Source organism: Gemmatimonadaceae bacterium (assembly GCA_036273715.1).
Taxonomy (GTDB): domain Bacteria; phylum Gemmatimonadota; class Gemmatimonadetes; order Gemmatimonadales; family Gemmatimonadaceae; genus JADGGM01.
In genome coordinates, this window is sequence record DASUHB010000069.1 from 116,735 (window position 1) to 132,386 (window position 15,652).

Sequence of the window (15,652 nt, forward strand, 5' to 3'; positions counted from 1 at the left end):
GGGGTATCGGTCAGCGGCGGTGGCGTGCGCGCGTGCGCGCGGCCTTGCGCGCCGCCGCCGAACGGCCGGAGGCGCCTTTCGTCCGCGACGCCTGGCGCGCCGAGGCCGAGCGCTCGGACGCGGTGCGGCGGCGCGCGCTGGTGCGCGCCTGCTTGGAAAGCGAACGGCGCGATGCCGCCTTGTGCCCTTCCCGTCGCAATGCACCGCGCACGGCGCGCGACCGGGTGCTCGACGTCTTCCGACGGCGCTTCCGACCCTTGGACAGGTCGCGCTTCGCCTGCTTCTTCGTGCGCTTCGAGGACCGCTTGCTCGCCGGCAGCTTCACGCCGGCGCGGCGCGCCTTCGAGAGTCCGATGGCGATCGCCTGCTTGGTGGACCGTGCGCCGTGTTTGCCCTCGCGCACGTGCTCCATCTCTTCGCGAACGAACTCGCCGGCCTGCGTCGACGGCGACTTGCCTTCCCGCGCATCTTCGTGCGCGCGCTCGATCGTTTCTCTGTCCGGCATCCTGACCTCCATCCGACTGGTCAGCGTTCCGCTCGCCGCGTGACGACGAGCCCGAGTGACATACGTCGAGCGGCGTCGCATAACACGGACCACACCGCCCGACGAGCGGGACGCGAGAGTCGGACGTCGGTTCAGTCGATTACCGCGGATTCTTCCCTTTCGCCGGTTTGTTGGCCGGCTTCGCCGGCGCGCGCGCCGGTTTCGGCGCAGGCGGCAGCTTGCTCTTTCCCTCGGCCGCGGCCTGCTGATAGCGGGCGGACAGATCGCGGTGCTCCGAGTCCTGACGCGCCGTCAACTCGGGGACGGACTCGCCTTTGGGCGGCTTCGCGAACTCCTGCGCGTGGCGCTGCTCCATCTGCTGCTGCGCCTTCTGGTAGGCCTGATCCAGCTGTGTGCGCGCGGCGGTCGCGTTCTTCCCGTTAGGCGGCGGCGGAGATCCGGGCGGCAGGCGCACGGGCCGCGGCGTGGGCTCGGGCGCGACCCGGGCCGCCGGTGTGTTAGGCGCCGGCTTCCCGGCCACCGGCGGCCGCGTGATGGTCACGCGCGCCGGCGGAAGCTCGGTGGCCGGACGCGTCGGCGGCAAGCCGCTGCGCGCGGGCTTGAGTCCCGCGCCGCCCGGCAGCACCTTGAGGGCCGGCCGGTCGCGGACCTGGCTCGCCGCAACCGGCGCCTGCCGGCGCAGCGTGGTCAGCTCGGTGTGCGTGAGCGGACGGCCGCCCGTGGCGGCGAGCTGACGCTGCTGAACGGCGAACGGAACCGGTGCGGGCGGCGGCGCATGCACCGCGAGCACCGGACGTCGCTCGAGCTTCGCCGGCGGGAACGCGGCGCGACGGCCCGCTGCTTCCTGGCCGATGAGGCTCACACGCGTTGGAACCACGGGCGCCCGCTCGATGACCGACACGCGCGACACGTCCTGCGGCGCCACGCGCACCACCGAGCGCCCAACCGGCCGTCCATTCACGAACGTCTGCTGCGACACCACGGTCACCGCGTTCGTGACCGTGCGGTTTCGATAGTTGACGTTGGTCACGTTGACGTTCGTGATGTTGATGTTGGTCACGTTCACGTTGGTCACGTTCACGCGGCGCAGATACACGGGACTCACCGTGTAGGGCGGCCGGTAGACTTCTTCGGGCGCGAGCGGGAACCACCCGACGCCGCCTCCCGGTCCGAATTGCGCCGACACCGCGAAGCCGCTGCCGCCGACGAACGCGACTAACGCAGGAGCGAAGACGGGCGGCGCCACCGTGCGTCCCGGGCACCATCCCCATCGATTGTTGATGTACGCCCAGCGCCCGTAGTGGAACGGCGCCCAGCCCCAGGGCGCATCGTCCACCCAGGTCCATCCCCAGCGACCGACCCACACCCAGTGCCCGTAGCGATACGGCGCCCAACCGGCGACGACGGTGCGCGGATACCAGACCGGACCATACGTCGCATTCTGCGACCAGCTTCCTTCGTCGTTGAGGTCGGCGGTGCCCGGCATGTACGGCGACACGTATTGCGACGCCGCGGCCGCCGCGGCGTCGATCCGCGCATCTCGCGACCGCGACCACTGGTCAAAGTCATCGGGCGAGCCGATGTCGGCGAGGTTGTAGGTGGCCGTGCTGTCGCCCTGGACCGTCGCCACTTGTCCGGCGTCGACGGCGAACGACGAGCCGCCGGCCGAGACGTTGGCGGAACCGGAAAACACCGAAATCGACGTCGTCTGGCCGTCCGGCGTGACGTCGACGCGATATTCGCCCACCGTCGCCATCTGGACGGCTGCGTTAGGCGCGTCGATCTCGTCGGTTTCGCCGTTGGCGAGCGAGCGGAGTCTCAGGATGGCCGAGCCCTGCGGAACGCTGAACTGGAGCGCCGCATCGTCCAGCCGTTCGACGTCGAGCTCGGTTTGCTGGTCGAGGCGCACTTCGGCGGACCCGATCTCGATGCCGACCCGCCCGTTGGTATCGGCCCAGAGTGCGTCGCCGGTGGTGACGGGGCTGTTGGGCACGGCGACTGCCCAGGCCGTGTCGCCGCCGGCGCGGAACGACACCGTGCCGGTGAGATAGGCGAGGCGCCCGACGCGGCCCGGCGGATCGCCGGTCGCAGCGCCGGGTCTCGCCGGAGGTTGGGCAACCTGTGCGGCCACCGGGGCGACCGACGTTAGGATCATTGCAACCGCCAGCGTCAGCGATCGCGAGCGCTGCAACGAGTGCATCGACATGGATGCGAGCCTCTGCTCGTGAAGGTGGTGTTCCATTCCGAGTCGCGCCTAAAGATGCGCGCGCGACCACGGGGCCGCGAGTCACTTCCGATGCGTCACGGCACGGCTCGCCTGCTTGTGTTGGGCACTGGCGAGGTCAGGCATGAACACGACGAGTCCATCGGCCGCCGTGTTACGCGAATACCCCGCGACGAGCTGCGTGTTGTACTGGTCGATGCTGAATTGGAAGGCGTTGCCGGGATCGAGGTCGATGATTTCCATGTCGGCATCGACCATGTAGAGCTTGCCGAAATGGAGCGTCCCGCCCCGGAAGTACATGTAGTTGCGCGCGGGCTCGGGCGGGTGGAGCGCGGGAGCCGCCGGCGGCGTCGAACCGCCGAAGACCTGGACGACCTCGTTAGGCTCGATGCGGACGGCGGTGACGTGTCCCTCGATGGCGGGCGGCGGCAGGAGCTGCACCGGGTTCAGCAGCAGGTCGTTGCCCTGGACGCTCACGCCATGGGCGTGCTGCACGTCGAGCAGCTTCTGCAGGGTGATGCCTAACGCTTTCATGAGCCCGCGGCCGTTGACCGAAAAGATCTTGATCGCTACGGGGTGTACGCGGATCAAGCCCTCGGGCGTCATCGACATCTCGGCCGTGATCCGAAACGGAATGTCGACCACTTTGTGCAGCGTGCCCTCCTGCACCAGCTTGCCGCTGTCGGTGGAGAACTTGAGGTGGCGCAACGGCGCGCCGCGGTAGGCGAACACCCACCCGTTCATCAGGCTGTCGAGGCTTTCCATACTCAGTCCGACTTCCGCCGATGCGATGTCGATCACGAACGAGGTCTTGTCGTCGAACCCGATGGGCGCGCCGTGCTGTTTGCTGTGCAGCGCGCCGCGCAGCCTCGTGATGTCGAGGGTGATGCCGTGGCCGATCTGGAAGTCGACGTTGCGGAATTGCGCTTGCGTGCCGGCATCCGGCGTATGGTCCGCGACGGACGGCGGCGTTTCGTTAGGAACCGTATCGATGCGCGGCGCGACCGCAGCGCGGCTCGCGACTGGCGTGCGCGCGATCGCGACGGCGCTCGCCGCGCCGGCGAGGAGCAGGAGCACCAACCACGGACGGCGGGTGCGCGAACGTCGGCGAAGACGCGTCGATGGAGACACCATGACCCGACGCTCCGGCAAGCACCGCGCCGGATCGCCATTACCCGGACGCGCACGGCGCAACCTGGAACGGAGCTTGATTCCGTCTCACGGCATGCCGCGCGCGCGACGCAAACGCTCACCCTCGAATCCGAGACGCCGACCCGCGAATAAGCGCTGGTCGGGCTACGTCACCAAGCACAGCAATGCGCTCGATCTGGATCGCAGCGTCTTCACCTGGAAGGATCCCCATCGCATCGCGCGATCGCTCAAACGCTCGGCCGACCGGAGCCATCGTCGCAAGAGCGATCCGTACCGCTCGGCGATGTCGATGCTGACGTTTTACATCAATCGGGCGGGCAAGAATCTGGGAGCGCGCCAGAAGGGTGTGCTCGAACGGGCGAAGACCGAGTTGCGCAAGTTGTACAAGCGACCGGCGTAGGACGGCGCCGGCGTCATCGCGTTGAGGGCGATGGCGTCTCGCGGCGGGCCGCGCCGCGATGCCTAACCGCCTGACTGCCCCTCGATGCGCACGCCCTTGATCGGTTGCGACGGGAGCGAGAAGGCGGCGCCGTTGAACGTGCCGGCAGCCGATGCCGTCGTCGTTTCGAGCTCGCACGAAATACCCGGCGGCACCGAGATGTCCGGGGGCAGATGACCGAGGAGCGAGGCGCATGCTCCGTTAGGCGGCTGCGCGGTGGCCGACGCGCCGGTGCCCGCGGATCCCGCCACGACCGATCCGGCCGTCATCACGAGGCCGCTCGCCTGGTGAAAAATCTGCAGCGTCACGAGTGTGTCGGCATCGCCGCCGCGCCAGCCGATGATCGTGAACGCCGAATCCGCTGGATTCCCCTCGATGTCATCGGTTACTTCGAACGCGGCGACGCTCGAGTAGGTGACCGTCTGCCCGTTCGTCGTCAGCTGGACGTCGTGCACGGGTGCGCCGAGCGCGAGCAGCGTGATCGCGCCGGCGAGCTGCGTGCGGCGCTCCGACTCGCTATCGGGGCTCGAGGATGCACGGAGCGAATCGAAGTGCGCCATGAGCGCGATGTTCTGATTCTGCTGCGGCGCCGTGGAATCGCTTGAGCAGGCGGCGGCGAGCGCAACGCACACGACACTCGCAACGAGCGGCCGGGTTGGAACGCGATGCGCGAACAGCGGCCGAAAATTCCGAATCAGCATGGGCACGTCTCGTGTGGCGGAGTCCAGGAGCTGCCGGTGGTCCCGTATCGAGCGGCATACCCCGCCTTCGCCCACCGGTTCCCTGCTCCGGCTTCCCGACCGGCGCCGGCGGCACGAAGCGATGTTCCGCGGGCACGACGGCCTCGCGTTAGGCGCACGTCACGACGGCACGCCGCCCTCGAGGATCGTGATCAGCTTGGCCAGATCGAGGCTGCCGCCCGACACCACACAGACGACGTGGTCGCCGGCGGCCTGTCCGGTCATCGCCGCCGCCACCGAGGTCGCGCCGGCGCCCTCGGCGATCACGTGCGCGCGTTCGGCGAGAAAGCGCACCGCCAGCGCCACGTCGTCGACCGAGCTGACGAGACTGCCGCCTAACAAGGTGCTCGCCAGCGGCCACATCTCCTCGAGCAGGCTCCCGATGCCGATGCCGTCCACGAAGCTCGGCGTCCGAGTCACGGTGGTCGGTTTGCCGGCGCGCAGCGACGCCGACAGCGGTGCGGCCGTCGCGACCTCGCACGCAAACACGCGCGCCGAGGACCCGCGCGCCCGCAGACCCAGCGCAATGCCGCACGCCAGACCGCCGCCGCCGAACGGCACCAGCACCGTGTCCGTGTCCGGCGCGTCGTCGAGAATTTCGGCGGCAATGGTCGCGTTGCCGGCGATCACGTCGGGGTCGGACACCGGGTGCACGAACAGTCCGTCCATGCCCGGATACGTGCGTTCGACCATCACCTGCCACCAGCGATCGAGCGGGACGGGAACGACCGTGGCTCCCAACCGCTCGACGGCCGAGATCTTGGCGGCCGGCGCGTGCTCGGGCACGATCACCGTGCATGGAACGCCCACGGCGCGCGCACACCAGGCGACGCCCTGCGCCATGTTGCCCGCGCTGGCGGTGTACACGCCGTGCGCCAATCGGTCGCGCGAAGCGGCCGTGATGGCGGAGCCGGCGCCGCGAATCTTGAACGAGCCGACGGGCTGCAGCGTCTCGAGCTTGAGGTGAATCGGACGCGTTCGGTTAGGCAGCTCGAGAGGCACCAGCGGCGTGCGGACCGCGATCCCGCGCAAGCGGCCGCGCGCGGCCTCGATCGCGTCGGGTGACGCAGCCAGCGGGTTCAACGAGACGCGCCCGGCGCGACCTGGCCCAGGCCGATCACTTCGCCGCTCGCCAGCACGTGTCCCTTCATTGCGATGGTGAGCGAGGCATAGTTGGCCAGCGCGTCATCGGGAAGCGTCCGGTCTAACGCAAAGACCTGGAAATGGTACCGGTGCTTGGGGCCGGCCGGCGTGTGCGGGCCCATGTACGACTGGTCGGTTCCGCGAATGTTCGGGCCGTACTTCGCGCCCTCGGGCGGTGCTTTCATTCCAGGCGCCAGGCTCGTGACGGACGAGGGGATGTTCACCATGCTCCAGTGGAAGATCGGCGCGCCGTCGTGCATGGCATCGCCATCCTGCATGATGATCGCGTACGACTTGGTGCCCGCCGGCCCGGCGCTCCACGAGAGTCCGGGAAAGATGTTGCCCTGGTACTGCGTGTTCTCGAACGGGATATCGCCGCCGGGCGCAAAGGCCGGCGTGTTCACCGTGAGCTTCGCACCGTCCTTGGCCGGGAGATTGGCGAGCGCGAGTTGCGACGCGCCAGGCTCGGTGGCGGTAGGCGCGCCCTGCGCGCATAGCGGGGCAGCACCGCTCACGATGAGCAGCGATGCCAACACGGCAGTAGTCGCACGTGCGATCATGGTCCTATCCTGGTCAAAAGGTCGCGGATGATGCCTAACGCTCTACTTTGGCACGGCACCGTAGCGGCCGATGGCATCGGCCGTCATCGTAATTACGTCGATGTGCAGCGGAATGGGCGTGAGCGGTTTGTTCGTCGAGTCGGTGGGCTGGCTCACGATGGCCTCGACCACATCCATTCCCTTGAAGACTTGTCCATACACCGTGTAGTGATGGTCGAGCTTGGGCAGGCCGGACTTGTTGGCGACGATATAGAACTGGCACCCCGCGGACAGTTGCTGCGGGTTGTCGTCGCGGCCTGCGCCGACGGCGCCGTAAACGTGTCGCAGGCTGTCACGGAACTCCGGTGCCAGCAGGTACGGCGAGTGTGAAAACCCTTCCGGGGTATCGGGACAGCCGCCTTGCGCCACGAAATTCTTGATGACGCGATTGAACGTCAGCGTGTCCCAGTAGTGCTCGCCGGCGAGCTTGATGAAGCTCTCCTTGTGGTGCGGCGTCTGGTCGTAGAGCACGAACAGAATTTCGCCCAGCCGCGTTTCGATGCGGCCCACCTGATACGTCTTGTCGGCCCGCGGCGTCGCCGAGAGCAAGGGCGCGGCGAGGAGCAACGTGGAGAAGAGTCGGCGCATGGATCAAACTTGACATGAGACGGTGCGGACCGACAGAGGGATCAGTCGCCGCTCGGGTTGGGTGCCGGCTCCGGCGCCGCGGCGCCCCGCGGTCCGCGCCGCCAATGGGCAAACTTGAATTGGAGCTCGTCGAAGTACGTGTAGAACACGGGCGTGACGTACAGCGTCACGAGCTGCGAGAACGCCAGGCCGCCGACCACCGCCACGCCTAACGGACGCCGTGTCGCCGCGCCCGCGCCCCAGCCGACGGCGATCGGCAGCGCGGCCATGAGCGCCGCCATGGTCGTCATCATGATCGGGCGGAAGCGCACGCTGGCGGCCTGCACGATCGCCTCCTGCGGCGACTTGTGTCCGGCGCGCTCGGCGTCGAGCGCGAAATCGATCATCATGATGGCGTTCTTCTTCACGATCCCGATGAGCATGATGATGCCGACGAAGCCGTAGACATCGAGGCTCAGGCCGCAGACCACGAGCGCCACCAGCGCGCCGAACGCGGCGAACGGCAGACCCGACAGGATCGTGATGGGGTGGACGAAGCTCTCGTACAACACGCCGAGGATCACGTAGATCACGAAGATCGCCAGCACCACGAGCAGCACCAGGCCCTGCTGCGTCACCATGAACGCCTGCGCGAGGCCGGAGAAGCTGGCGGCGATCGTCGAGGGCAGAACCTGCCGCGCCTGCGCCTCCACGGCCGCGACCGCATTGCCTAACGACGCGCCCGGCGCGAGGTCGAACGAGATGGTCACCGCGGGCAGCTGGCCGGCGTGATTCACCGTCACCGGGCCGATACCCGTCTTGAAGGTGGCCACCGCGCTCAGCGGCAGGATCGTTCCCGTGGACGACCGCACCCAGAGTGAGCGCAACGATGGCACGTCCTGTTGGAACTGGGGCAGCAGCTCCATCACCACCCAGTACTCGTTGGTCGGCGTGTAGATCGTGGACACCTGCCGCTGGCCGAAGGCGTCGTACAGCGTGTTCTCGATTTCGGTGGCCGATACGCCTAACTGGCCGGCGCGGTCGCGGTCGATGTCGACCGTCACCTGCGGGCTCGCGATGAGCAGGTCGCTGGTCACGTTCGCCAGCTGCGGCAGCGCGCGCAGCCGGGCCTCGAGCGTGCGCGACGCCTGGTCCAGCGCGTCGATGTCGCCGCTCTGCAGCGTGTACTGGTAGAGGCTCTTCGTCGTTAGGCCACCGATCTGGATGACCGGCGGATTCTGCACGTACACCGTGATGCCGGGGACGCCGCTGGTGGCGCGCGCCAGGTCGCGCGCCACGTCGTCGGCGCCGCGGCGCCGGTCGGCGATCGGCTTCACGTCGATCGTCATCTGCCCCTGATTCGCCGCCGCCGATGTGCCCACCGATGACGTCACCGACACTACGGCCGGATCTTTGGCGATGATCGCCGCGGCTTCGCCCTGCCGCCGGATCAATTGGTCGTACGACACGCCCTGCGCTGCTTCCGTGGTCGCGGTGAGCTGGCCCGTGTCGTCGCTCGGGAACAAGCCCTTTGGCGTCACCCAGAACAGCCACGCCGTGGCCACCAGCACGATGAACGAGAACACGAGCGTGCGCACACGATGCAGCATCACCCAGTCGAGGCTCCGCTCGTACGCCTTGAGCCATCGCTCGTAGATGCGCTCCGTGGTCATGTAGAACTTGCCGTGCGTGCGCCCGTGATCGCCGCGCAGGAAGCGGCTCGACAACATCGGCGTGAGCGTGAGCGACACGAAGCCCGACACGAGAATCGAAACCGCAATCGTGACCGCGAATTCGTGGAACAGCTTGCCGATGATCCCGCCCATGAACAGGATCGGAATGAACACCGCGGCCAGCGACAACGTCATCGAGAGAATCGTGAACCCCACCTCGCTTGCGCCGTCGAGCGCGGCTTGCATGGGCGGTTTTCCCATCTCGAGATGGCGCACGATGTTCTCGAGCATCACGATCGCGTCGTCGACCACGAAGCCCACGGCGAGGGTGAGCGCCATGAGCGAGAGGTTGTCGAGACTGTAGTGGAGCAGGTACATCGCCGAGAACGTGCCGATGATCGACATCGGCAGCGCCAGACTCGGGATGATCGTGGCCGACGCATTTCTGAGGAACAGAAAGATCACGAGCACGACGAGCGCGAGCGTCAGCTCGAGCGTGAACGTGACGTCGTGCACCGATGCCTGGATCGACGTCGACCGGTCGTACAGCAGATGCACCTGCACGCCGGCCGGAATGTCGCCCGAGAGCTTTGCCAGCGCCGCTTTGACGCGCTCGGCGACGGCGACGGTGTTCGTGCCCGGCTGCCGTTGAATCGCGAGCACCACCGCGCGCGATCCGTTGTACCAGCTCGCGGTCTTGGTGTTCTGCACGTTGTCGGTCACCTGGCCTAACTCATCCAGGTGCACGGGCGCGCCGTTGTGGTAGGCAACGACCATGTTCCGGAACTGCTGCGCGTCCGACAATTGACCGGTGGCCTGCACGGTGAGGGCCGCCTTGGGTCCCCACAGCACGCCGGTGGGCAGGTTGACATTCTGCGCGGCGACGGCGGTTGCGACGTCTTCGAGCGCCAGATTGCGCGACGCGAGCTGCGACGGGTCGAGCTGGATGCGCACCGCGTATTTTTCGGACCCGAACACCAGCACCTGCGCGACGCCGCCGACCATGGACAGATGTTGCGCGATGGTCGTCTCGCCCACCTCGTCGAGTGTGTAGAGCGGCACGACGTCCGACGTGAGCGCGAGCGTGATGATCGGGGCGCTCGCCGGATTCGTTTTCTGATACGACGGCGGCAGGATGCCCTGCGGCAGCGTGCGCAACGTTTGGGTGATCGCCGCCTGCACGTCCTGCGCGGCGGCATCGATGTCGCGGTCCAACGTGAACTGCACGACGATCTGCGTTTGGCCGAGGCTCGACGTCGAGGTCATGTTGTCGATGCCGGCGATCGTCGAGAATTGCTTTTCGAGCGGCGTGGCCACGGTCGCCGCCATCGTCGCCGGGCTCGCGCCGGGCAGCACCGCACTGACGGTAATGGTCGGATAGTCGACGTTGGGGAGGTCGCTCACCGGCAGGCCGCGATAGGCGATGATCCCGAAGAACAGGATCGCCACCATGACCAGCGTGGTCATGATCGGCCGCTTGATGAACAGGGTGGTGAAGTTCATCGGTTAGTCGTCCGCGCCCGGAGACGGCTCGGGCTCGAGCGGCGTGCGATGCAACCGGCGGCTGATGCGGCCCGGCAGGCCGGCGAGCCAGCTCTGCGCGTCGTCCAGATACGTGTAGAACACGGGCGTCACGTACAGCGTCACGATCTGCGAGAAGGCGAGGCCGCCGACGACGGCGACGCCTAACGGACGCCGCGACGCGGCGCTCGGCCCGACGCCAATGGCGATCGGCAGCGTCCCCATGATCGCCGCACAGGTGGTCATGATGATCGGCCGGAACCGGACGCTGGCCGCCTTCACGATCGCCTCGGCCGGCGAGGAATGCTCGGTGCGCTCGGTCTGCACCGCGAAGTCGATCATCATGATCGCGTTCTTCTTGACAATGCCGATGAGCATGATGACCCCGACGTAGCCGTACACGTCCAGCTCGACGTGCGTGATCACGAGCGCCAGGAGCGCGCCGAACGCGGCGAAGGGCAATCCGGTCAGAATCGTGATCGGATGGATGAAGCTCTCGTAGAGGATGCCGAGGATCACGTAGATCACGAAGATCGTGATCAGGAGCAGCACGCCGAGTCCCTGCTCGGACGATTGGAACGCCTGCGCCGTGCCGGCGAAGCCGGTGGTGATGTCCGCCGGCAGCGTGGTGCGCGCGACGTCCTCCACCGCCGCCACCGCCGCGCCCAACGATTCGTTGGGCGGCGTGTTGAACGAGATGGTGACCGACGGCAGCTGGCCCGAATGATTCACCGCCGCCGGCCCGACGCCGCGCTCGAAGTCGGCGATGTCCGCCAGGCGGACCGCCTTGCTCCCGCTGCCGGGCACGTACAGGTGGGCGAGCGCGGCGGCATCGAGCTGGTCCTTGGGCAGCGTCTGCATCACCACCCAATACTCGTTGCTCGCGGTGTAGATGGTCGAGACCTGCTGCTCGTTGTACGCCGTGGCGAGCGACTGCTCGATCGCCTGCGGCGTTACGCCTAACTGAGCCGCGCGGTCGCGGTCGATCCGCACCGTGATCTGCGGGTTCTGGTTGAGCAGGTCGGTGGTCACGCCGGTGAGAATCGGCAGCGTCCGCAGCTTCGCCACCAGGACGTCCGTCCAGTGGTACAGCTCGTTCACATCGCTGCTCTGCAGCGTGAACTGGTACTGCCCCTTCGACGACCGCCCGCCGATGCGAATGCTCGGGGGATTTTGGATGAACACGGTGAGCCCGGGAATGCGCGAGAGCTTGCGCGACAGTTCGGCGGACACGACGTCGCCGGATGGCCGCTGGCCCGCGGGCTTGAGCGCGAGGAACAACGAGCCCTGGTTGGTCGCGCTCGACGGACCGCCGGAGCCAACCGATGTCATGTAGCCGGCGACGTTCGTGTCCTTGGCGACGATCGACCGCGCAATGGTGCTGAGCCGCACCATCTCGTCGTAAGACGTGCCCTCTGCTGCTTCGGTGGTCCCGGACAAGAGACCGGAGTCGTCCGGTGGGAAGAGCCCCTTGGGCACGATCGCGAACAACACCACCGTGAGCACGAGGATCAACACCGAGAACACGAGCGTGAGCGGGCGGTGGCGCATCGTCCATGCAAGGCTGCGCTCGTACGCGCGCAGCCAACCGTTGAACATGCGCTCGCTCCACTCGTACACCCGGCCGTGGTGCACCTCGTGGGGCGGTTTCAGGAACCGGCTGCAGAGCATCGGCGTGAGCGTCACCGAGACGAAGCCGGACACGATCACCGCGGCGGCAATCGTGATCGCGAACTCGCGGAACAGCCGGCCGATGAGGCCGCCCATGAAAATGAGCGGAATGAACACCGCCGCCAGCGACAGCGTCATCGAGAGAATCGTGAAACCGACCTCCGAGGCGCCTTCGAGCGCCGCCGCGAGCGGCGGTTTGCCCATCTCCTGATGCCTAACGATGTTCTCCAGCATCACGATGGCGTCATCGATCACGAAGCCGACCGCCAGCGTGAGCGCCATGAGCGAGAGGTTGTCGATGCTGAAATTGAGCAGCGCCATGACGGCGAAGGTCCCGACCACCGCCATCGGCAGCGTGAGACTCGGGATCAGCGTCGCGACACCGTTGCGGATGAACAGGAAGATCACGAGGATCACGAGCGCCAGCGCCAGCACGAGCGAGAACTTGACATCGTGCACCGATCGCTCGATCGATACCGAGCGATCGTACCGCACGTTCATCGAAACATCGGATGGAATTTCGTGCTGGATCTCGGCGAGCACGGCTTTGACGGCAGTCGCGACGGCGACGGTGTTCGTGCCCGGCTGCCGCTCCACCGCGAGCACGATCGCGCGTTCATCGTTGTACCAGCTCGCCGCCTTGTCGTTTTGCACGTCGTCCAGCACGTTGCCTAACTCTGCCAGGTGGACCGGCGAGCCGTTGTGGTAGGCGACGACCAGCCGGCGGAACTGTGCGGCGTCGCTGAGCTGTCCGGTGGCCAACACGGTGTAGGTGCGCGCGGGACCGTACAGCACGCCCGTGGGCAGCACCACGTTGTTGGCGCGTATCGCCTGCGACACTTGCTGCATGCTCAGGTTGCGCGCCGCGAGCTGCTGCGGGTCGAGCTCGATGCGCACCGCATACTTCTGCGAGCCGTACACCGAGACCTCGGCGACGCCGTCCACCATCGACAGTCGTTGGGCGATCGTGGTCTCGCCATATTCATCCAGCACCGGCAGCGGCACCACCTTGGACGTGAGCGCGATGAACAGAATGGGCGCGGCCGCGGGATTCTGCTTGCGGTACGACGGCGGGATGATGTTCGACGGAAGATTCGGCAGCGCCTGGGAGATGGCCGCGTTCACGTCCTGCGCGGCCGCGTCGACGTTGCGGTCGAGCGAGAATTGCAGCGTCACCCGCGTCGAGCCCAGTGTGCTGGTCGACGTGATGTTGTCGATGCCGGCGATGGCGGAGAACGACTTCTCGAGTGGCGTCGCCACGGTGGCAGCCATCGTCTCCGGGCTCGCGCCGGAGAGACTCGCACTCACGGAAATCGTGGGATAGTCCACCGTCGGCAAGTCGCTCACGGGCAGTCGCGCGTACGCGACGACGCCGAACACGAGGATCATGACCATGAGCAGCGTCGTCATGACCGGCCGGCGGATGAACAGCCCGGTGAGTCTCATCGCATCGCGCGACCGAGGGCCGCGCTCCTCCGCATCATTGCGACTTCCGTCGGCGCGACGTGCCGCTGGATCTCGAATCCGTCGAGGCAGGCGACGCCACAGCGGCCGCCGAGCTCAAGATCGAAACCTTGGCGCCGGGCGTCAGGCGCGACTGGCCGTCGGTGACCACGCGCTGGCCTGCCGTTAGGCCGGAGGCGATCACCGTCACGTTGCCGGCCACCCGCTCGACCGAGACGGGGATCTGCCGGGCGACGTCCGCGCTGTCGACCACGTAGACGTAGGTTCCCTGCTGGCCCGTCTGCACGGCCGTTGCCGGCACCGTGAGCGCGTTCTGTTCGGTAAAGAGCCGCAGGGACGTGGACACGAACTCGCCCGCCCACAGCGTCGCCGCCGTATTGTCGAACGTCGCCTTGAGCGTGATCGTGCCGGTCGTCGTGTCGACCGCGTTGTCGATGAAAAACAGGCGGCCGGTGGCCGGTGGAATCGATGGCATCTGCCGCGACGCGATCGTGTCCGACGCGTAAGGCGATGCGCCGTTAGGATCGCCTGGCGGTCCGGTCGTCGACGTGGTGGAGTCGGCCGTCGATTGCGTACTCGGCACCGCGGTCACCGGCAGCGCCGATTGCGCCGCATAGCGCTGGATGAGCGGCAGATCGGTGCCGGGAACCGCGAAGCGAACGAGGATCGGCTTGATCTGATTGATCACCACGAGCGGCGTGCCCTGGGCCGCGTGCACGAGATTGCCTTCGCGCACGAGCAACGCGCCGGTGCGGCCATCGATCGGCGCGCGCACGGTGGTGTTGCGGAGATTGAATGCGGCGTTGGCGAGCGTAGCGCGGTCTGCCTTGACCGTTGCGACGGCGGCGGCGGCGGTGGCGCGAATCTGATCGGCCTGCTCGTGCGTGACGTAATCCTGCTTGACTAACGAATCGTACCGCGGCACTTCGCGCTCGGCGTTCGCGGCCGTGGCGCTGTCGCGAGCCAGCGCGGCGAGGGCTTGATCGTATGCCGCCTGGTATGGCCTGGGTTCGATCTGGAACAACGGCTGCCCCTGCTTCACGTCGTCGCCTTCGCGAAAATCGACGCGCGTGATCACGCCATCGACTTGCGGCGCAACGTTCGCGAGTTGCGTCGGCATGACGAGACCGTTGGCATCAATGTCGTACGGGACGGCCGCGCGGGCGACCGGCTTGACCGTGACCGGGATTGCGGCGCGCCGCGGCGCGGCCTTGGTCTTGGAGCACCCGGCGGCGAGCAGCGCCGCCAGGCACGCGGCGGCGGCCGCGCGAGCGATCACCGTGTCACCGACCCTCGCCGGCGGCCTGCCTAACGCGGTGCGGGCGGCGCCCGGAGAGGCCGGCGCGGCAGCGCGTCCATCGCGGTCCTGCGGAGAGGGCCAGCGCATCGTGGATTGGGTTCCGTGGCAAGGTGTTCGGCCCGGGTCTCGTGGTTCTCAAGTAATATGCCGGAGGCTGCCCTTTCGTTGGACGCGAGCCGCGAGCGAGCGCACGGTGCGCCGGGCGGCGGCGAGCGGACTCTGCCCTGCAACCGGCGCTGCTGCCTCTCGGGCGCCGGCATGTGACCGCAATCGCGTCGCGATGCGCGATCGCCCGGGGCCACTGTCGCAGCGGGAATGAGACTTGATGGAATGCCGGGGTTCGACGCCCGAGATGCGGATCACTACCGACGCGGAGGTATTCCATGGCGCGATGTGAAGTGTGCGGCAACGACTACGACATGGCCTTCCAAGTCGTAACCGCCGGCTACACACACACCTTCGACAGTTTCGAGTGCGCCATTCACAAGTTGGCGCCGATGTGCGAGCACTGCGGATGCCGGGTCATCGGACACGGCGTGCAGGCAGGTGCGTCGTACTATTGCTGCGCGCACTGCGCACGCGAGCACGGGGCAACGGCGGCGGTCGACAACGTCGAGCACGCCATGCACGCCGGTTAGCACTCGCGCGGACGCG

Annotated in this window: 12 protein-coding genes; 2 read left to right on the forward strand and 10 right to left on the reverse strand. The window is 67.4% G+C overall.

Features of this window, described 5'->3' with window-relative positions; all coding sequences use genetic code 11:
- Positions 1-10 precede the first annotated feature (10 nt).
- The 3 genes from VFW04_16435 to VFW04_16445 all read right to left on the reverse strand — a co-directional run bounded on the left by VFW04_16435 (position 11) and on the right by VFW04_16445 (position 3,863).
- Entirely contained in the window at positions 11-505 is a 495-nt protein-coding gene (locus tag VFW04_16435) for a DUF6496 domain-containing protein (GenBank protein HEX5180920.1), read from the reverse strand.
- Between the two features lie 139 nt (positions 506-644).
- Positions 645-2,711 carry a DUF6600 domain-containing protein gene (locus tag VFW04_16440; protein HEX5180921.1) on the reverse strand — a complete coding sequence of 689 codons (2,067 nt, stop codon included), beginning with the start codon at positions 2,709-2,711 and terminating at the stop codon, positions 645-647.
- 81 nt (positions 2,712-2,792) lie between these two features.
- Positions 2,793-3,863 carry a hypothetical protein gene (locus tag VFW04_16445; protein ID HEX5180922.1) on the reverse strand — a complete coding sequence of 357 codons (1,071 nt, stop codon included), beginning with the start codon at positions 3,861-3,863 and terminating at the stop codon, positions 2,793-2,795.
- Between VFW04_16445 and VFW04_16450 the strand changes: the two genes are divergently transcribed.
- Positions 3,862-4,281 carry a DUF3175 domain-containing protein gene (locus tag VFW04_16450; GenBank protein ID HEX5180923.1) on the forward strand — a complete coding sequence of 140 codons (420 nt, stop codon included), beginning with the start codon at positions 3,862-3,864 and terminating at the stop codon, positions 4,279-4,281. The genes VFW04_16445 and VFW04_16450 overlap by 2 nt on opposite strands.
- Before the next feature lie 62 nt (positions 4,282-4,343).
- Here VFW04_16450 and VFW04_16455 read toward each other — a convergent pair whose 3' ends face one another.
- The 7 genes from VFW04_16455 to VFW04_16485 all read right to left on the reverse strand — a co-directional run bounded on the left by VFW04_16455 (position 4,344) and on the right by VFW04_16485 (position 15,085).
- On the reverse strand, positions 4,344-5,021 hold the full coding sequence (locus VFW04_16455) for a hypothetical protein (protein ID HEX5180924.1): 678 nt from the start codon (positions 5,019-5,021) through the stop codon (positions 4,344-4,346).
- 159 nt (positions 5,022-5,180) lie between these two features.
- Positions 5,181-6,143: a pyridoxal-phosphate dependent enzyme gene (locus VFW04_16460; protein ID HEX5180925.1), complete on the reverse strand. Its 963-nt coding sequence runs from the start codon at positions 6,141-6,143 to the stop codon at positions 5,181-5,183.
- Positions 6,140-6,763: a YbhB/YbcL family Raf kinase inhibitor-like protein gene (locus VFW04_16465; GenBank protein HEX5180926.1), complete on the reverse strand. Its 624-nt coding sequence runs from the start codon at positions 6,761-6,763 to the stop codon at positions 6,140-6,142. The genes VFW04_16460 and VFW04_16465 overlap by 4 nt, the downstream gene beginning before the upstream one ends.
- Before the next feature lie 42 nt (positions 6,764-6,805).
- The gene (locus VFW04_16470; protein HEX5180927.1) at positions 6,806-7,390 is read right to left on the reverse strand and encodes a peptidylprolyl isomerase; all 585 of its coding nucleotides are present in this window, start codon (positions 7,388-7,390) and stop codon (positions 6,806-6,808) included.
- A 41-nt stretch (positions 7,391-7,431) separates the two neighbouring features.
- A complete protein-coding gene (locus VFW04_16475; protein ID HEX5180928.1) occupies positions 7,432-10,545 on the reverse strand; it encodes an efflux RND transporter permease subunit in 3,114 nt (1,037 codons plus the stop codon).
- A gap of 3 nt (positions 10,546-10,548) precedes the next feature.
- Positions 10,549-13,680 (reverse strand): efflux RND transporter permease subunit, encoded by a 3,132-nt coding sequence (locus tag VFW04_16480; GenBank protein ID HEX5180929.1) that lies wholly within the window; start codon positions 13,678-13,680, stop codon positions 10,549-10,551.
- Positions 13,681-13,714: 34 nt separating this feature from the next.
- Positions 13,715-15,085 carry an efflux RND transporter periplasmic adaptor subunit gene (locus VFW04_16485; protein HEX5180930.1) on the reverse strand — a complete coding sequence of 457 codons (1,371 nt, stop codon included), beginning with the start codon at positions 15,083-15,085 and terminating at the stop codon, positions 13,715-13,717.
- Between the two features lie 296 nt (positions 15,086-15,381).
- On the opposite strand from VFW04_16485, the gene VFW04_16490 reads away from it, so the two are divergent.
- Positions 15,382-15,636: a hypothetical protein gene (locus tag VFW04_16490; protein HEX5180931.1), complete on the forward strand. Its 255-nt coding sequence runs from the start codon at positions 15,382-15,384 to the stop codon at positions 15,634-15,636.
- Positions 15,637-15,652 lie beyond the last annotated feature (16 nt).